The 16122-nt window shown below is 64.0% G+C and carries 15 protein-coding genes and 2 pseudogenes (1 of these 17 only partly in view); 7 read left to right on the plus strand and 10 right to left on the minus strand.

Annotated features, from left to right (window positions below):
* From AB1781_07060 to AB1781_07100, 9 genes and pseudogenes are all read right to left on the minus strand, one after another.
* On the minus strand, positions 1 to 2316 hold the 5' portion of the coding sequence (locus AB1781_07060) for a type I restriction endonuclease subunit R (GenBank protein MEW5704326.1). The gene continues 855 nt to the left of window position 1, outside the view; the window shows 2316 of its 3171 coding nt (coding positions 1-2316); its start codon is at positions 2314 to 2316; the stop codon falls past the left edge of the window.
* Positions 2313 to 2819, minus strand: coding sequence for a DUF4411 family protein (locus tag AB1781_07065; GenBank protein ID MEW5704327.1), 507 nt, complete (start codon positions 2817 to 2819; stop codon positions 2313 to 2315). The genes AB1781_07060 and AB1781_07065 overlap by 4 nt, the downstream gene beginning before the upstream one ends.
* Positions 2816 to 3973, minus strand: coding sequence for an ImmA/IrrE family metallo-endopeptidase (locus AB1781_07070; protein MEW5704328.1), 1158 nt, complete (start codon positions 3971 to 3973; stop codon positions 2816 to 2818). The genes AB1781_07065 and AB1781_07070 overlap by 4 nt, the downstream gene beginning before the upstream one ends.
* Positions 3970 to 4803, minus strand: a complete 834-nt coding sequence (locus tag AB1781_07075; protein ID MEW5704329.1) for a hypothetical protein — start codon at positions 4801 to 4803, stop codon at positions 3970 to 3972. The genes AB1781_07070 and AB1781_07075 overlap by 4 nt, the downstream gene beginning before the upstream one ends.
* Positions 4800 to 6188 carry a restriction endonuclease subunit S gene (locus AB1781_07080; protein MEW5704330.1) on the minus strand — a complete coding sequence of 463 codons (1389 nt, stop codon included), beginning with the start codon at positions 6186 to 6188 and terminating at the stop codon, positions 4800 to 4802. Before AB1781_07080 ends, AB1781_07075 begins: the two co-directional genes overlap by 4 nt.
* Complete coding sequence (locus AB1781_07085; GenBank protein MEW5704331.1) at positions 6188 to 7690, minus strand: class I SAM-dependent DNA methyltransferase; 1503 nt, start codon at positions 7688 to 7690, stop codon at positions 6188 to 6190. Before AB1781_07085 ends, AB1781_07080 begins: the two co-directional genes overlap by 1 nt.
* Before the next feature lie 137 nt (positions 7691 to 7827).
* Positions 7828 to 8064 carry a hypothetical protein gene (locus tag AB1781_07090; GenBank protein MEW5704332.1) on the minus strand — a complete coding sequence of 79 codons (237 nt, stop codon included), beginning with the start codon at positions 8062 to 8064 and terminating at the stop codon, positions 7828 to 7830.
* Positions 8065 to 8207: 143 nt separating this feature from the next.
* Positions 8208 to 8342: pseudogene (locus AB1781_07095) on the minus strand (transposase).
* 233 nt (positions 8343 to 8575) lie between these two features.
* Positions 8576 to 8875: a DUF2285 domain-containing protein gene (locus AB1781_07100; GenBank protein ID MEW5704333.1), complete on the minus strand. Its 300-nt coding sequence runs from the start codon at positions 8873 to 8875 to the stop codon at positions 8576 to 8578.
* 133 nt (positions 8876 to 9008) lie between these two features.
* Between AB1781_07100 and AB1781_07105 the strand changes: the two genes are divergently transcribed.
* Complete coding sequence (locus AB1781_07105; protein ID MEW5704334.1) at positions 9009 to 9299, plus strand: helix-turn-helix transcriptional regulator; 291 nt, start codon at positions 9009 to 9011, stop codon at positions 9297 to 9299.
* 124 nt (positions 9300 to 9423) lie between these two features.
* On the opposite strand, the gene AB1781_07110 is transcribed toward AB1781_07105, so the two are convergent.
* Positions 9424 to 10323, minus strand: coding sequence for an AraC family transcriptional regulator (locus AB1781_07110; protein MEW5704335.1), 900 nt, complete (start codon positions 10321 to 10323; stop codon positions 9424 to 9426).
* 393 nt (positions 10324 to 10716) lie between these two features.
* Between AB1781_07110 and AB1781_07115 the strand changes: the two genes are divergently transcribed.
* From AB1781_07115 to AB1781_07140, 6 genes and pseudogenes are all read left to right on the plus strand, one after another.
* Positions 10717 to 11187, plus strand: coding sequence for a hypothetical protein (locus tag AB1781_07115; GenBank protein MEW5704336.1), 471 nt, complete (start codon positions 10717 to 10719; stop codon positions 11185 to 11187).
* A gap of 305 nt (positions 11188 to 11492) precedes the next feature.
* Positions 11493 to 11690, plus strand: a pseudogene (locus tag AB1781_07120) (DUF6499 domain-containing protein).
* Positions 11691 to 11712: 22 nt separating this feature from the next.
* Complete coding sequence (locus AB1781_07125) at positions 11713 to 12321, plus strand: DUF2285 domain-containing protein (protein ID MEW5704337.1); 609 nt, start codon at positions 11713 to 11715, stop codon at positions 12319 to 12321.
* Between the two features lie 122 nt (positions 12322 to 12443).
* On the plus strand, positions 12444 to 13448 hold the full coding sequence (locus AB1781_07130) for a zincin-like metallopeptidase domain-containing protein (GenBank protein ID MEW5704338.1): 1005 nt from the start codon (positions 12444 to 12446) through the stop codon (positions 13446 to 13448).
* Entirely contained in the window at positions 13445 to 13993 is a 549-nt protein-coding gene (locus AB1781_07135) for a hypothetical protein (GenBank protein MEW5704339.1), read from the plus strand. Before AB1781_07130 ends, AB1781_07135 begins: the two co-directional genes overlap by 4 nt.
* Positions 13963 to 16041 (plus strand): ParB/RepB/Spo0J family partition protein, encoded by a 2079-nt coding sequence (locus AB1781_07140; GenBank protein ID MEW5704340.1) that lies wholly within the window; start codon positions 13963 to 13965, stop codon positions 16039 to 16041. Before AB1781_07135 ends, AB1781_07140 begins: the two co-directional genes overlap by 31 nt.
* Positions 16042 to 16122 lie beyond the last annotated feature (81 nt).

Genomic DNA, 16122 nt, shown 5'->3' on the forward strand with positions numbered 1-16122 from the left:
CTCCTGTTGGAAGGACAGCACCCAGTCGATGGCGCCCGCCATGATGGCCAGCCGCGCCTGAGGCGTGGCAGCGGCATCGAACGCCGGACGGTAGTCGAAGCCACCCGGCATGCCGGGCCGGAACATCGCCCGCACAATCTCGAATTTTTCCAGAAGGACGCGGATGGCTTCGGCTTCGTCGATGCCAGTCTGCTCGCGGTCGTCGCCGGAATACTGCCCGAGCGCGCTCTTAAGGTTCTGCGCGATGCCGATATAGTCCACGACGAGGCCCGCGGGCTTGTCGCGGAAAACGCGATTGACGCGGGCAATGGCCTGCATCAACCCGTGGCCCTTCATCGGCTTGTCCACATACATCGTGTGCATGCAGGGCGCGTCGAAGCCGGTCAGCCACATGTCGCGCACGATCACCAGCTTGAGCGGGTCCTTCGGATCCTTGGCGCGTTTGGCGAGCAGCTCCCGCCGCGCCTTGGGCCGCTTGCCGATATGAGGCTGCCAGGCGGGCGGATCGGAGGCGGCGCCCGTCATCACCACCTTGATCGCGCCCGTCTCGTCGTCGTCGCTGTGCCACGCGGGGCGAAGCTTCACGATGGCGTCATAGAGCGCCACGCAGATGCGGCGGCTCATGCAGACGATCATCGCTTTGCCGTCCAGCGCCGCCGCCCGGTCCTCGAAATGCCGGACCAGATCCTCGGCCACCAGGGTCAGGCGCTTTTGCGAACCGACCAGCGCCTCGACGCTCGCCCATTTGCGCTTAAGCCGCTCCTGCTCGGTTTCCGCCTCGTCTTCGGTCAGTTCGGCGATCTCGGCGTCGATCCTCGGCTTCTCGTCCTCGTCCAGCTCGATCCGCGCCAGGCGGCTTTCGTAATAGATCGGAACCGTCGCCCCGTCTTCGACGGCGCGGCTGATGTCGTAGATGTCGATATAGTCGCCAAACACGGCGGGCGTGTTGACGTCCTCCTTCTCGATCGGCGTACCGGTGAAGCCGATGAAGGACGCATGGGGCAGCCCGTCGCGCAGGTACTTGGCGAATCCGTAGGAAATGTCGCCGGTCGTGCGCGCGACCTTGGCGCGGAATCCATATTGGCTGCGGTGCGCCTCGTCGGCGATCACAATCACATTGCGGCGGTCGGTCAGGACCGGATAATCGGTCGTACCGGGGTCTGGCGCGAATTTCTGCAAGGTGGTGAAAATCACCCCGCCCGAAGGCCGGTCGAGCACCCTGCGCAAATCCTCGCGATCCGCCGCCTGCTGCGGGGTCTGGCGCAGCAGGTCCTTGCACATGCTGAAGGTGGCGAAGAGCTGGTCGTCGAGGTCGTTCCGGTCGGTCAGGACGACCAGGGTGGGGTTCCGCATCGCCGGGTGCTTGACGATCTGGCCGGCATAGAAGGCCATGAGCAGGCTCTTGCCCGACCCTTGGGTGTGCCAGATGACCCCTGCCTTGCGGTCGCCTTCCGGCGCGCTCGCGGCCAGCGTTCGCTCCACGGCGTGGCGCACGGCGTGGAACTGGTGATAGCCGGCGAGGATCTTGACGACATCGCTTCCGGTGTCGCCGAAGACGATGAAGTCCTTGACGAGATCGAGGAACAAGCGCCGATCGAACACGCCCCTAAGAAGCGTTTCCAGCTCGGGCGTGCCCTTGCGGGCCGGACCGTTTCCCGTCACCGTGCGCCAGGGCATGAAGCGCTCCCGGTCCGCCGCCAGCGAGCCGATGCGCGCCGCGATACCGTCCGAGATGACAAGGGCGGCATTGGTGCGGAACAGCGACGGGATCTGCGCCTTGTAGGTCTGCAACTGGTTGAACGCGCCGTCGAGCGTGGCGTTCTCGTCGCCGGGGTTCTTGAGCTCGATCACGCCGACGGGCAGGCCGTTGACGAACACCACCACGTCCGGCCTCCGGTTCGTCTTGTTTTCGATCACGGTGAACTGATTCACCGCCAGCCAGTCGTTGGCGTCCGGATCGTCGAAGTCGATCAGCCTGACCTGCTCGCCGCCGATCGACCCATCCGCCCGGCGCACCTCCACCGGCACGCCTTCGATCATGTAGCGGTGCAGCCGCCGGTTCTCGACGAGGAGAGAGGGCGTCTCGGCCTGGATGAGCTTGCTGAGTGCCTCGGCGCGGGGCTCGGGCGCAAGGGCGGGATTGAGGCGTGCGATCGCCGCGCGGGTGCGCTCGATCAGGACCACATCGCCGTAGCTCGCGCGCTCCGGCGCGCCGCCGTCGGGGCCGATATCGAGCCCGTTCGCCGTCGCGTATCCAAGCTCCGTCAACCAGGCGAGCGCGGCCTCCTCGACATGGCTTTCGGCAAAATGGCTCATGGGCGCGTTCCCCCCGTACCCAAGACAAAACGCGCGCGTTCGCGCCGCAGCATCTCGTAGGGGCTGACGCAGGTCAGGCTCAGACCGATGCAGGCATTGGGTATCTTGATCTTGCGGGTCGAGTCCGCCGGCACTTCGTGCGTGACGACGGTAAAGCCGTGCGCGAGCGCATGCGCCACCAGCCAGTAATCGGCGACCTGCAGAAAGGTGGCGATCGCGGCGGGTTCGTATGTCTGCCCGGTCGCCCATGCGCTCACCCGGGCGAGTGCGGGCAGGACCGGATCGTCCGGTGGCAGAAAGAAGGCACGTCCGCGCACCGTGGCCCAGTCCGAAAGCTCGTCCCCGCCTGCTTGCAGTTCGTCGCCGACCTTCTCGATACTTGCCACCTGGCCCACTTGGTTCCGGGACACCAACCAGTCCCAGAAAGCCGGGCAGAAATCGAAGCCGTAATGCAGGTTCTTGGCCTGGATGAAGATGTTGGCATCGAGAAGGTAACGGGTCACGGAATGACCCCCACTTCGCGCCCGATATGGTTGAATGTCTCGGTCCTGGCGACACCGAGCATGCGGAAGGCGTCGCGATAGAGGGTCTGGCCTTCCAGCGTGCTTTCGACCAAGGCGCGCGCGAAGCGGCGGCTCACCCGCGACAGCGTGGTGCGGTAGAAGTCGCCGCCGCCCATGCCGCCGCGGGCGGCGATGTCGCGCAGGCGTTCCCGCTCGGCGGCCCAGGCGGCATCGAAGGCAGGCCGATCAAGCCAACCTGCATCGAGCAGGCGGCGCAGGATAACCAGTGTGCTGACCTTGAAACGCCGTGCCAGCCTCTGCAGGGTGTCGCTCAGCTCTTCGCCACGGACCAGCTCGGCCCGCAAGGTTGCCAAGGGAACCAGCAGTTCCGCCGCCACCGCGTTGCACCAGACCTCCTCGCGCCTATGGCCGGCAAGCGGCGCCGCGCCGGCATCGGACAGCGCCGAGGCGCCCAGCCAAAGATGCGCCAGCTCATGCGCCAGCGTGAACATCTGCGCCGATTTGCTGTCCGCGCCATTGATGAACACCAGCGGCGCGCGCCGGTCGGCCAGCGCGAAGCCCCGGAATTCTTGCGGGTCGAGCGTGCGGCGGTTGTTGCTCAAGACAACCCCGCTCACCATTACTAGCACGCCTAAGCGGTCGGCCTGCCGGATGAACAGGCGGAACGCTTCCTCCCAGGTGCGGCACGACGCCCGCGCGTCGAGGTCGAAGCCGAGCGCCGCAGCCATCCGCGCCGCCACTGTTTCTGGCGCGGCGGCCAGCGTGACGCTGCCGACGAAATCGGCCTCCTTCTGGCGCATTGCCAACGCGAATTCCCGATACCAGCCCTGCCGCTCCTGGCAGGCATAGAGCGTGTCGAGCAGGTTGGGGCTGGGCCGGAGGACAGCACGGCCCTCCATGGTGCGGAAATCCGGGATGGGAAGCGGTTCATCCGGCGGCTGGGGCAGAAACAGGTAGCCGATCGGCACATGCACAGCGCGCGCGAAAGCCTCCAGTTGCTTCAGCGTCGGCTGTGTCTCGCCCGCCTCCCAGGCATCGAGCTTCGCAAAGCGATGCTGAAGGTCAAACGGCTCCAGCCCGGCACGCATGCGAGCCCAGGTCAGCAGCGCAGGATTGATCTCAACACGCTTCATCGCCGATCTCCCGCGACGCTGGCAAGCGCTGCCTTAAGCACCTGAAAGCAGACCTTGGCAGTGTGTTCGTCGGGCGTGAAGCCCGAAACCATCTGCTCGTAAGGATGAATGTAGTTACGGAAATCGCGCAAACCGTGGCTGAACTTCTTCACGTCGAGCTTTAGAATGCCGACCTCACAGGAGACGTCGATGAACTGTGCGAGACTCCACTCGTGAAAGCGCTTGACCGAGCCATCGGCGGCCTTCGGACTCGTTGTTGCGCGATTGAAACGCGCCGGGTCCTTCTGTGCCGCTCCCAGCAGCACGGCTTCAAGAACGCTTCCGCACAGAAAAATGACGGAGAGATAGGCCCCGGCCTGCAAAGCCTTCCGCCCCTCGTCAAGACGGCTCTGGATAATCGACACGGCCATTGCTTCGACCGGCAATTTTTGGACATTAGGGATCGCGAACTCCCGCTCGAGAAACGCATCAACGGTTTCGATGGGAGCGGTGGCCACAGGCTTTCCGGCCAATCGAGCGACGATCGCCCGGCATTTATCAAGTAACCCGGCGTCGCGCTCTCTTCCATTGAGGTCGCAATCGGCTTGATAGGCATCTAGCAATTCGGAAAGGACGCGCCCTGCAAGCGCGTCGGACTCCTGCTCCCAGAACGCTCGCACCTTCTTGGCTTTCGACGTGCCGTATTTTTGATATTTTGCGCCGTGGATATCGACTTTGTGCCTAGCGAAGAACTCACCAAAGGTCGCGTCCGAATAATCGAGCACATACCCGCTCTGCATGCCGAGCAGCTTCTCTAAGTAACGCTTTTCTATGTCTGTAAGGTTACTCATGCAGCCTCCCCGACGAGTTTGTCGGCTTGGCGCACTCGGACTTCGCCAGACATGAGCTTTGGTAACAGGTAATCCCGCGTAGCAGCTAGGGCTCTGTTTTCTTTGTCATTCGCGACAATCCGATCAAATAGCGGACGCACTGTTTCATCAAACGCCTTCAGAACAGCGGGTGACGCGACAGTAACCGGTATGGGCCGGAAGTTAGTCTTGCTGATTTCCTGGAACGTCGAACCATTCGCTTTCTGTAGGATAGTCTCCACGTTCGCCTGGGTCCAAAGCCAAGCGAAGACGTTGGACAATCGCTTCCGGCAGACCATGGCAATAAATCCTTGGTTCACAGCTGTCGGTATCTGCGCGATGGCCAAGTAGCCGATAGGAGCCCTGGAGGACAGCAACACTGTCCCAACAGGCAGCAAACCTGAGCCAATCTGCGTGAGGCCCTCCGCCGTGATCTGCCGTCCAGTCTGCAGCAAGACGGGCGTGCTCAGAGAGGACAAATCCTTCGGTGTCGCCCAAGCGATATCACCGCCCCAGAAGGCGGGTTCTTTTGTGCTAGGCGTAGAGCCACCGACGACATCAACTTCCTGTCCAATGGTCGAAGTCGCCCACCCCTCCGGCTTGCTGTCGGGGTCGAGGCGAGCGGGGAAGAGGGACCAGAGGTCGGGGGCGAGGTAGGGCGGGCGGCCTTCCATCTTGGCGCGGGTGGAACCGAAATCGACGAACCAGTCCTTGAAGATCGCCCGCGCCAGCGCCTCCAGCGTCTCGTTCATCCGGCGGTTCAACTCGATCTTGTCATCGAGCGCACCAAGGACTTCGACAATCGCATCCTGAGACTTTCGATCCGGCATGCAGATGTGAAAAGCCTTGGCCTCAGGGAAGTAGATCGTCTGGTGGACGCTCCCGACCGCGAAAATCAGAAGGGCTTCGCGCTCAGCAAGCAGAACATACTTCAGGAAATACGGGTTTAGATCCTCTGAACAGATCCAGTTCACGAAGTCTTGGCTGGTCGACATCGGACGACCCATGACGACGACGTAACCGACGGAGGCCGTTCTAGACAGACAAACAGTGTCCTTCGGCAGAACGCGAGCCGAGGAATTTTCAATCCCAAGTTCGTTCGTGTATTCAATTGTCTCTTGAATGACGCGGCCATGATTTCCTGTCGCGTCACGAATGCCGATCCACGGGATCGAGCCGCCCCAGTATTCCGGATGCCGTCTGCTTGGTGTATGACCGGATTCAAGTCTTGCGACCGACGACAGCGGCGTCCAACGCCATCCTTCTGGTGCCGGCAAATTAGGTAGCCCAACAGACAGCGCGTAGCGCCCCGGAATCACGGCGGCAGTGGCGTCGCGTCCACCGGTTATGGTTTGCGCACGCGCCATCAGCCCGTCACTCTCTGAAGGTTTTGGAGAATGCGGGCAGAGAGAACTTCTGCTTCGCCAAACTGACTGCGGAGCTTGTCTGTCAGCTCTGCGAGGCGATCCGCGAAAAGTCCGTCAAACTCGCTGAATTCGGCCGATCCAACGTACCGTCCTGGTGTCAGGACATGAGCCTGCTGCCTTACTTCTTCAAGTGTCGCTGCCTTGCAGAACCCCGGCACGTCTTCATAAGCACCCGCTTCAGTTTCAGCTCGCCAGGCATGATAGGCGCGCGTGATCTTCGCGATATCGGTGTCGGAGAATTCCTTGCGCGTGCGATCCACCATGTGGCCTAGCTTGCGCGCGTCGATGAACAGCACCTCGCCGCGCCGGTCGCGCAGCTTCGCATCGCGCGCGATGCCGTTCGACTTGTCGCGCGCCAGAAACCACAGGCAGGCCGGAATCTGGGTCGAATAGAAAAGCTGCCCCGGCAGCGCCACCATGCAGTCCACCGCGTCGGCCTCGACCATGGCGCGGCGGATCGCGTCCTCGCCCGACTGGGCCGAGGACATCGAGCCGTTGGCCAGCACCACGCCCGCCGTGCCGGCAGGCGCCAGGTGCCACCAGATGTGCTGGAGCCAGGCATAGTTGGCATTGCCCACGGGCGGCGCGCCGAACACCCAGCGGGCATCCTCGCGCAGCCGCTCGCCGCCCCAGTCCGAGATGTTGAAGGGCGGATTGGCGAGGATGTAATCGAAGCGCAGGTCCTTGAGTTCGTCCTTGTGGAAGCTGCCCTCGTTGTTCCAGCGGATGTCGGCGTCGATGCCGCGCACCGCGAGGTTCATCTTGGCCAGCCGCCAGGTGGTGTAGTTGCTTTCCTGCCCGTAGATGGCGATGTCGCCGATCCGCCCGCCGTGGCTTTCGACGAACTTCTCGGACTGAACGAACATGCCACCCGAGCCGCAGCAGGGATCGTAGACGCGGCCCTTGAAGGGCTCCAGCATCTCGACCAGTACGCGCACGACCGAGCGCGGGGTATAGAATTCGCCGCCGCGCTTGCCTTCGGACCCGGCGAAGCCGCCCAGAAAATATTCGTAGACGCGGCCCAATATGTCCTTGGCCTTGTCGCCCGGCTCGCCAAGGCCGATGCCCGAGATCAGGTCGATCAGCTCGCCCAGCATCACCTTGTCGAGGGCGGGGCGGTTGTAGTCCTTGGGCAGCACGCCCTTGAGGCCGGGGTTGTGCGCCTCGATCGACCCCATGGCGTCGTCGATCAGCTTACCGATCGTGGGCTGGCGGGCATTAGCTTGCAGGTGCGACCAGCGGGCCTCCTTCGGCACCCAGAAGACGTTCTCGGCCAGGTATTCGTCGGGGTCCTCGGCGGCGGCGGGCTCCTCGGCGAGCAGGGCCGCGTGCTTGGCCTCGAAGGCGTTCGAAATGTACTTAAGGAAGATCAGCCCGAGCGCAACATGCTTGTAATCGGACGGCTCCAGATTCTTGCGCAGCTTGTCGGCGGCCAGGAACATCTGCGCCTCGAAGCCCAGGTTGGCGCCGTTGCCGTTGGCCTTCGGGGTCTTGGCCGGCTTGGCGGCCTTTGCGGCCGGCGCGCCAGCGGCGAATTTTTTCGCGTGTCCACGGGCCATGCCGCTGTCTCCCCTTCGATCTATCGTTTGCCGGATGCGTCGTCGGGCAACACGCGCCGTGGGTTCGGCGGTCTGCCTTGCATGTCCAGATAGCGGTCGAGGGCCTGTCGCAGCACCCAGGCGATCGAGGCGTCGTTCGTCCTGGCTATATCCCGGACACGCTTGAACTGCGTTTCGGTCAAGATGACCGACGTCCGAAACTCTTTCCTCTCCGGCCTGGCCGCCATGGTCGGGTCTCCCGTTGCTCCGTCGAACATGATATGCAAATTACACCAACTATGTCACGATGCATTCAGCAGTCACCCGATGTTTTCCGCCCCTTTGGGGATCGGACCATGCCGACGCCCCCATCACCGCCGCCATGCTTTACGATCTGGTTCAGTGCCCCCATCGTCCGGCCATGGACCTCTTCGGCGATCCCTTCGCGCCGGCACAGCTCCGAGATCGAGCATTCGCCGCGAAGGCCGGCCAGCACGATCCGGATCTTTTCCTCGGCCGAATACTGGCGGTGCGTGGCCCGCCGAATGTCGCGGATCGTTTTCTCCGCGCTCTCTGGGTCGTGTCTCGTTTCTGTCTCGTCTTCGCCGCCTTAGGGGCTACGATGAGCCGGAAACCCTCCCTTATTCAGTCACCTGATTCTGTCCAATATGTTCTGAAGGGATACAACGGGATGGGCGTCGGTTTGGGCGACGGGCGCCTTAGCTTCAGGGACCCGCCGCTTCGATCCCATTCTCTGCCGACTTGACTGGAGTGGCGGCCGACCCCGCCTTAATGCGATCCACCATGTTTCCGGCTCAGCGTGTCGCGGACATCCAGGAGCAGTTTTCGATAGCCACTCTCCGTCATCCATTTGGCCCGCTTCAGATGCGTCTCCCAGCATAGCCGTGTTCGGTCGGGCTCGGCTGCCGGGTTGCGGTGCAGGACGACCCGCGCCACCTCTCGCCAGTCGGCACCCTCGTCTTCTGCATCCAGCAGCCGGAGGTAGGTGACGAAGTGCTGCTCGTCGTAAGGGGTGATGCTGTTTGACCAAGGCACGTCGTCGGCAACGTCGGGATCGAGCTCGGTCATAATCCGGCCTTCCTGAAGCCGTCCGTCTCCGCTGTGTGCAGACGGAGGCGCTACCGTCGAACAGTATCCCGATATGGGATAATCCGAAATCAGGATTAATGGAAGAGCCGGCCTCACCATTTAGCCGGTTTTCATGCCCAAATCGCTCCGCACGCCGCGGCAAGAACGACTGCAAGCATTATTAGCCGAAGTCCGGAAAGCCAGAAAGCTCACGCAATCCGATGTTGCCGAACGGCTCGATCGCCCGCAGTCCTTTGTAGCCAAGTATGAAGGCGGCGAACGCAGGCTGGATGTCGTTGAATTCGTCGAGGTCGCGCAAGCGCTTGAAACAGACCCCTGCGCATTGCTCTCGAACCTTCTTCATGCCGACGAACCTTTGCCCCCTCCGATTCAAAGTCGCCGACCAAAGCGCACCAGAGCATAGGCCACTTCGTCGGCGGTCCGGACTTCGCAGGCTGGTCCAGGCGCGTCTGTCCGTCGCGCACTCACGCTATCGACATATCACTTCGGGTGCGCATGAGGGATCGCTATCGTAACCGTTTTGCAGATCAGCGCCGATCAATCCGAAAACGGGATGGCGTTGTGCCTGTCAGCTTCCGGAAATTGTCGGTGAAGTGGCTATGACTCGCGAAGCCAACGGCGAGCGCGACCTCGGCGATCGACCGGTCGGCACCGAGCAGCAGCTCCTTGCCTCGGCGGATGCGCCGTTCGATCAGGTAGCGATGCGGCGGCCTGCCGGTGGAGGTCTTGAAAGCTTCGCCGAAATGATGCGTGCTCAAACCCGCTACCGCCGCGAGATCGCGCAGGCTCACAGCTTCGGCCAAATGCGCCTCGATGTAGTCGGCGACGCGCCGTAGGCGCAGCGCGCCGAGTCCCCCGATCACCGGCGGCGACCGCTTCAATCCATCGCCATAGGTACGGAAGATGTGGACGGCGAGCGCCGATCCCAGGCCTTCGGTATAGAGCCGGCCGCCCGCGCCGCGTTCGGCCAGTTCCTGGCGCCACGCCGCTGTCATGCCCTCGATGACCGGATCGCGGATGCCGATCACGGTTCGCAGCACTGGCTCGTTCCCATCGAAGGCATCGCTCACGACTTGCTCGATGAAGGTCCGTTCCATCGCGATGACGAAAACCCGAGGCGAACTCGTCCAGCGCAGGAAGATCGGCCGGTCGGCGGGATTGATATGAAGTTCCCCGGCGACGATCCGGCGCCGTTCCGTTTGCCGGTTCTCGGGTAGGCGCCATTCCATCTCGAACGGCTCGCCCTCATGGATGGCGACGATGAACTGTGACGCGCCGAGCATCGCGCCCGGATTTGGCTGCAATGTGCAGCGGCTGACTCCGACTCCACCATGGACGATCCGCTCGGCATAGGATAACCGAGCAGGAGGAGTTTCGGCGCCGAAGTCGATCAGCTCTATTAGGTTCTTGGGCTGCGAATCCGGCATCCCTCGAAGCCTCCATCCAATGATGGCCGAGGTTGGCATCCAAATGTCGAGTATCCATATATCGTCTCGATCGCTTTGATCCCAGCCTCGCGCAATAGAGGAAGGAATAGTAAAAGATTAGGTCAAGCATAAGGCGAGTATTTCGAGGACAATTACCGTCAATGTTAATATAAGTTTTACTATTTTTACTTTATTTCAATGTTTGGTAACTTACGGCGCCGTGCGCAGAAGCGGAGGAGCATCTGATGAGTTCGCGCTGCAATCTGGTCGTTTGCGTCGCTGCGCTGTCTTTCCTCGCCGCCTGCGATAATCCGCCGAAGGCGGACAAGAGCAGCTTCGAAAAGGCGCTTCAGAGCTACTACGACGCCCACCCCGTCTGCGCCGCGATCCCCGTTGACGTTCCCCGTCGAACTCCGCAGCGATGGAGATGCCGCCAGGAAGCGGCAGCTGGAGTCGCTGGTCACGGCTGGTCTGATCTCGGTCGCGACGATCCAGAAGAACGAACCCGCCGCTTCAGGACAAGCGCGCGCGGTTGACTATCTCCGCTACGCGCCGACCGCCGCCGGCGAGAAGGCCGTGCGAAAGGGCGCGAACAGTTTTCTCGGCGGGACGGACATCTGTTTTGCCTGGCGCAAGGTGGTCAAGATCGAGTCCTTCACCGAGCCGGCCGAGGCGATGGGGCTGAAGGTCTCGCGCGTCACTTATGCTTATGAACTGACGGACGTGGAGCCGTGGGCGAAGGGGGTGGACATCGCGGTTGCTTTCCCGCAGATTGGGGCCTTACTGGCGAAACCCAGTGGCCGCGCGACCGACGTTCTGGTCCAGACCGACGAAGGCTGGAAGCACGAACGCGACATCCGTTGACGGAACAAGTATCAGAACCGGAATCGATTTCGTGCTACACGGCCATGGGCCGCGACGGCTTCGTTCGCTGCGGCACTATGCCAGCCCATCATCCGACGATTACCCCGTTTCTCCGACAATCTCCGGTTGAACTCGGAAGCCGCGCATCTCCCGCGTGCCGATATCGACAGGTGTCGCTGGAATATTCTTCCCGAGGCCCGTGCCGCGCTTGAGCGGCGAGCCATGCTTCCCAGCGACAGATCGTCGAACAGCCCCGCCCGGCGATTCTTATGCCACGAGCGGCGCGATGGGAGGAGGCGGAGCCCATGTCCGAGGAAAGGTCCGAAGAACCCGGCGAGCCGTCACGCGCCAGTTGGCGCGATCCCACGAATTACAAATGCTTTCTGACTCTCGACCGCGCCGGCTGGGCATGGGAATGGCTTCGGCGCAATCCCGATTACATCGCCCTAACAGCCCAACTCCCCACGTGCGTACCAGTCAATCAACCCGGCACGCGATTGCGGATCATCACTGCGTCAAGTGCCGATGAGGCGCTCGACTGGGGGTTGCATTTTCGCCGAGGCGTCAAGCCGCCGGGTAACCGATGCCTGCATCTTCTGGCGGGCCGACTGGGATGTGTCGGTGCTGGCCGTCGAGACGCTGCGGGTGCCGCGCGGCGATGGCGACGCTTTCGACATCCGACATTTTGACCGCCTGGCGACCGTGCTGCGGCAGGCCGATGGCCATCAGCTTCTTTTGCTCAGCGATGGGGATCATCGCCTCCAGATCGACGTGACGGCCGGCAGCGTGCTCGATGGCCCTGTTTGCTTCCGCTACGAGTTATCGGGGTTCAGGCATATCGAGGCGAAGACGCTGACGCTGCGCCGCCTCCTGCTACTCCGTCGGCTTGGGCGTTTCCCACGCGGGCTCTTCCCGCCGGAACGTCGTGCCCGCCGCTGGGCGATGGCGCTTCAGGCCTATGACGGGGTGCGGGTCGGCGCCAGCCATCGCGACATCGCGGCGGCACTCTTCGGCGAGGAAGTTGTGCGGGAGGACTGGTCCGGCCGATCCGATTATTTGCGCCTGCGGGTGCAGCGGCTGATCCGCACCGCTGACAAGCTGGTGAAAGGCGGCTACCGCGATCTCTTGCGATGAGCCGGAACGCGGCAGGGGCTGTGGCTTTGGGAGGTGGTGGGAGTGAGAGGGCGGTTGCGGTTTCCGTGACGGGTTGAGGAGGCGAGAGAGAGGCTCTCGCCGGCCCGTCGCGGAGATCCGCGATGCCACGTTCAGCCGCTTGCGCTCGCCCCGGCCGGGACCGGGCGAGCCTCTATCAGGAAATCACCGACAAGATCATCGCCGAGCTGGAGGCCGGCCGCGTGCCCTGGGCCCAGCCTTGGGGTACGACTGCGGCGAAGGCGTCGCTCGCCATGCCGAAGAATGCCGCGACCCAACGCCGCTATTCTGGGATCAATGTGCTTATCCTCTGGGGCGCGGTGATCGAGCGCGGCTTTTCGGGTCAGGGCTGGCTCACGTTTCGACAAGCGCTCGGGCTCGGCGGTCATGTCCGCAAGGGCGAGACCGGCACGACCGTCGTCTACGCCGACCGCTTCGTGCCGGACGAGGAGCGCCGCCGGGCCGAACGCGACGGGGATGGTGAGGCCGAACAGGAAACGCTCCGGGGGAGCGTTTCCTGGCCGAACGGGGCGATCCCCTTCCTGAAGCGCTTCACGGTGTTCAACACCGACCAGTGCGACGGCCTGCCGGCGGAGCTCTCGACCACGCCACCGCCCCTGGCCGAGGGGCTGATCCTGCCGCAGGCCGAGGCGCTCATCGCCGCGACCGCTGCGGATTTCCGTATCGGCGGTGACCGCGCCTTCTACAGCCCCTCGCACGATTTCATCCAGGTGCCACGGCCCGACGCCTATTTCGAGCCGATCAACTGGCACCGCACGGCGCTGCACGAGCTCGGCCATTGGAGCGGCCATCCCTCCCGGCTCGGCCGTGACCTGTCGGGTGGATTCGGTTCCGCGCTCTATGCCAAGGAAGAACTTTGCGCCGAGATGAGCAGCGCCTTCGTCTGCGCCTCGCTTGGCATCGTGCCGACGGTGCGCCATGCCGACTACATCGGTTCCTGGCTCGACGTGCTGCGCGACGATGACCGCGCCATCGTTCGCGCCGCGAGCGCCGCGTCGAAAGCGGCCGATTATCTGCTCGCCTTCCGGCCAATTCCCGACGAGCCCGTCGATATGGCCGTAGACGAAGACGAGCGGGAGGCGGCGTGATGCGATTTCGCCGCTGGCCGCGCGTGTCGGTCTATGAGGACACGCCCCGCAAGCGCGCCGCCCTGGCTCGCGCTCAACAGGCCCGGCGCGACAAGCTCCCGTTGCTCGCCCCGCTTATCGCGGAACAGCAGCCAAGCGCCGATGCCGAAATGGCGCGCCGCGCCGCATGGTGGCCAAAGGTGCAGCAGCGCGATCGCGATCGCCGTGCCGATGATTGGCGACGCGCCCGTGCACGGCTCGCCGCCTATGGGGACAATCTGCGCCGGGTGCTGCTCCAGCTTTGGCGCGGCTGCCCGTATCCGGCCGATCCCGTCTACCTGCTCGACCTGCTGCACAGCGTCGACACGGGCCGGATCGACCCGGAGCATCCGCCATGGAACCACCCTTGCGTGCTGACGCCGCGGGTCACGCCGGACGGGGCGGCGGCTCCAAAGGGAGAGGCAGGAGGGGGTTTTTGTGACGGGTTTGGAGGTCGAGAGAGAGGCTCCCGGCCGGCCCGTCATGGAGAACCGACATGGCTACCGCCAATCCCAAGATCGTCCTGAGCCGGTCCCAGGACATTCCCTTCAACAAGCTCGTGCTGTCCCAGGCGAACGTGCGCCGGGTGAAGGCCGGCATCTCGGTCGAGGACCTGGCCGAGGACATCGCCCGGCGCACCCTGCTGCAAGGCCTCAGCGTGCGGCCGGTGCTGGACGCCGACGGCACGGAGACCGGCATGTTCGAAGTGCCGGCCGGCGGCCGTCGCTTCCGGGCGCTGGAGCTGCTGGTGAAGCAAAAGCGCCTTGCCAAGAACGCCCCGGTCCCTTGCGTCATACGCACCGACGGCCTCGCCGAGGAAGATTCGCTCGCCGAGAACGTCCAGCGCGTCGCCCTCCATCCGCTCGATCAGTTCCGGGCTTTCCAGACCCTGCGCGAGTCGGGTCTGGGCGAGGAGGAAATCGCGGCGCGCTTCTTCGTGAACCCCAGCGTCGTGAAGCAGCGCCTCAAGCTCGCCGCGGTCTCGCCCAAGCTTCTCGACCTCTATGCCGAGGACGAGATGACGCTCGAGCAGCTCATGGCCTTCACGGTCACCGCCGACCATGCGCGCCAGGAGCAGGTATGGGAAGGGCTGAGCCGCTCCCACAACAAGGAGCCCTATTTCATCCGCCGCCAACTCACCGAGGGCGCCATCCGCGCTTCCGACAAGCGGGCGCGGTTCGTCGGCGTCGAAGCGTATGAGGCGGCCAGTGGCGCCGTCATGCGCGATCTCTTCCAGCAGGACGATGGCGGCTGGCTGCGGGATCCGGCGCTGCTCGACCGGCTTGTCGTCGAGAAGCTGACAAACGAGGCGGAGGCGCTCCGCGGCGAGGGCTGGAAATGGATCGAGGTCGCGGCCGAGTTCCCGTATGGACACACCTCCGGGCTGCGCCGCCTGACCGGAGAGACGGCGTCGCTCACCGACGAGGAACGGGCGAGCCACGACGCGCTACGCGCCGAGTACGACAAGCTCGAAGAGACCTATGCCGAAGCCGACGAACTCCCCGACGAGGTCGATCAGCGTCTCGGTGAGATCGAAACCGCGTTGGAGACCTTCGATGCTCGCCCGGCGATCTACGATCCGGCCGAGATCGCCCGCGCGGGCGCCTTCGTCAGCATCAATGGCGATGGCGATCTGTGCATCGAGCGTGGCTATGTGCGCCCCGAGGACGAAGCGCCGGCCGAGCCGGACGCCGACGGCGAAGCGCCCGAAGGTTCCGAGGACGACGGCGATGTCCAGCGCACGGTGATCACCATCGGCGGCGATGGATCGTCGGCAGCGGTCGAGGCGGCCGAGGAGGAAGACGGCATCAAGCCGCTGCCTGACCGGCTCGTCACCGAGCTGACCGCCCATCGCACGCTGGCGCTACGCTACGCGCTGGCGAACGATCCCGACACCGCCTTCGTCGCGGTTCTCCATGCGCTCTGTCTCAACGCCTTCTATCGCTACGCGTCGGAGACCTGCCTGGAGATCACGGCGAAGAGCGCGAGCTTCGGGACCCAGGCGCCGGGGCTCAACGACAGCGCCTCTGCCAAGTCGATCGACGACCGGCACGCGCGATGGGTCGCACAGTTGCCGAAGGACGCTGGCGACCTCTGGAACGCGCTGATCGCCTTCGACGGCGACAGCCGGTCGACGCTGTTCGCGCACTGCGCGTCGCTCTCGGTCAACGCGGTGCACGAGCCGTGGAACCGCAACCCCAGCCGAATCATCCATGCCGGCCAGCTCGCCCAGGCCGTCGGTCTCGACATGGTGGCGGCCGGCTGGACGCCGACCGTCGACAACTATCTCGGCCGGGTCACCAAGGCGCGCATCCTCGAAGCCGTGCGCGAGGCGAAGGGCGAAGCGTCGGCGCAGCTCATCGATCACCTCAAGAAGCCGGACATGGCGAAGGAGGCCGAACGCCTGCTCGCCGGTTCGAGCTGGCTGCCCGAGCCGCTTCGGATGCCGACGACTGACCACCCGGCGACCGAGGCCGCAACGGTCGAGGCGGAGAAGCTCCCCGCCTTCCTCGACGAGGACGAGAGCGCCGCCGCCGGGGATCCCTCGGAGCCGCGGACCGTCGCGGCTGAATGATCGACCCGCGGGGCGGCGATGAGCCGTCCCGCATTCCCCCAACCCTTCGAGCCCGGCCCCCTGAACTTGTCGAAGGGGCGC

The sequence above is a fragment of the Pseudomonadota bacterium genome (assembly GCA_040752895.1).
Classification (GTDB): Bacteria; Pseudomonadota; Alphaproteobacteria.

Coding starts and splice junctions, on each gene's coding strand:
- AB1781_07080 (MEW5704330.1), bottom strand. CDS start 6,188: ATGGCGCGTGCGCAAACCATAACCGGTGGACGCGACGCCACTGCCGCC.
- AB1781_07110 (MEW5704335.1), bottom strand. CDS start 10,323: ATGCCGGATTCGCAGCCCAAGAACCTAATAGAGCTGATCGACTTCGGC.
- AB1781_07105 (MEW5704334.1), top strand. CDS start 9,009: ATGCCCAAATCGCTCCGCACGCCGCGGCAAGAACGACTGCAAGCATTA.
- AB1781_07070 (MEW5704328.1), bottom strand. CDS start 3,973: ATGAAGCGTGTTGAGATCAATCCTGCGCTGCTGACCTGGGCTCGCATG.
- AB1781_07130 (MEW5704338.1), top strand. CDS start 12,444: ATGCCACGTTCAGCCGCTTGCGCTCGCCCCGGCCGGGACCGGGCGAGC.
- AB1781_07075 (MEW5704329.1), bottom strand. CDS start 4,803: ATGAGTAACCTTACAGACATAGAAAAGCGTTACTTAGAGAAGCTGCTC.
- AB1781_07090 (MEW5704332.1), bottom strand. CDS start 8,064: ATGTTCGACGGAGCAACGGGAGACCCGACCATGGCGGCCAGGCCGGAG.
- AB1781_07140 (MEW5704340.1), top strand. CDS start 13,963: ATGGCTACCGCCAATCCCAAGATCGTCCTGAGCCGGTCCCAGGACATT.
- AB1781_07085 (MEW5704331.1), bottom strand. CDS start 7,690: ATGTTCCTGGCCGCCGACAAGCTGCGCAAGAATCTGGAGCCGTCCGAT.
- AB1781_07125 (MEW5704337.1), top strand. CDS start 11,713: ATGAGGCGCTCGACTGGGGGTTGCATTTTCGCCGAGGCGTCAAGCCGC.
- AB1781_07100 (MEW5704333.1), bottom strand. CDS start 8,875: ATGACCGAGCTCGATCCCGACGTTGCCGACGACGTGCCTTGGTCAAAC.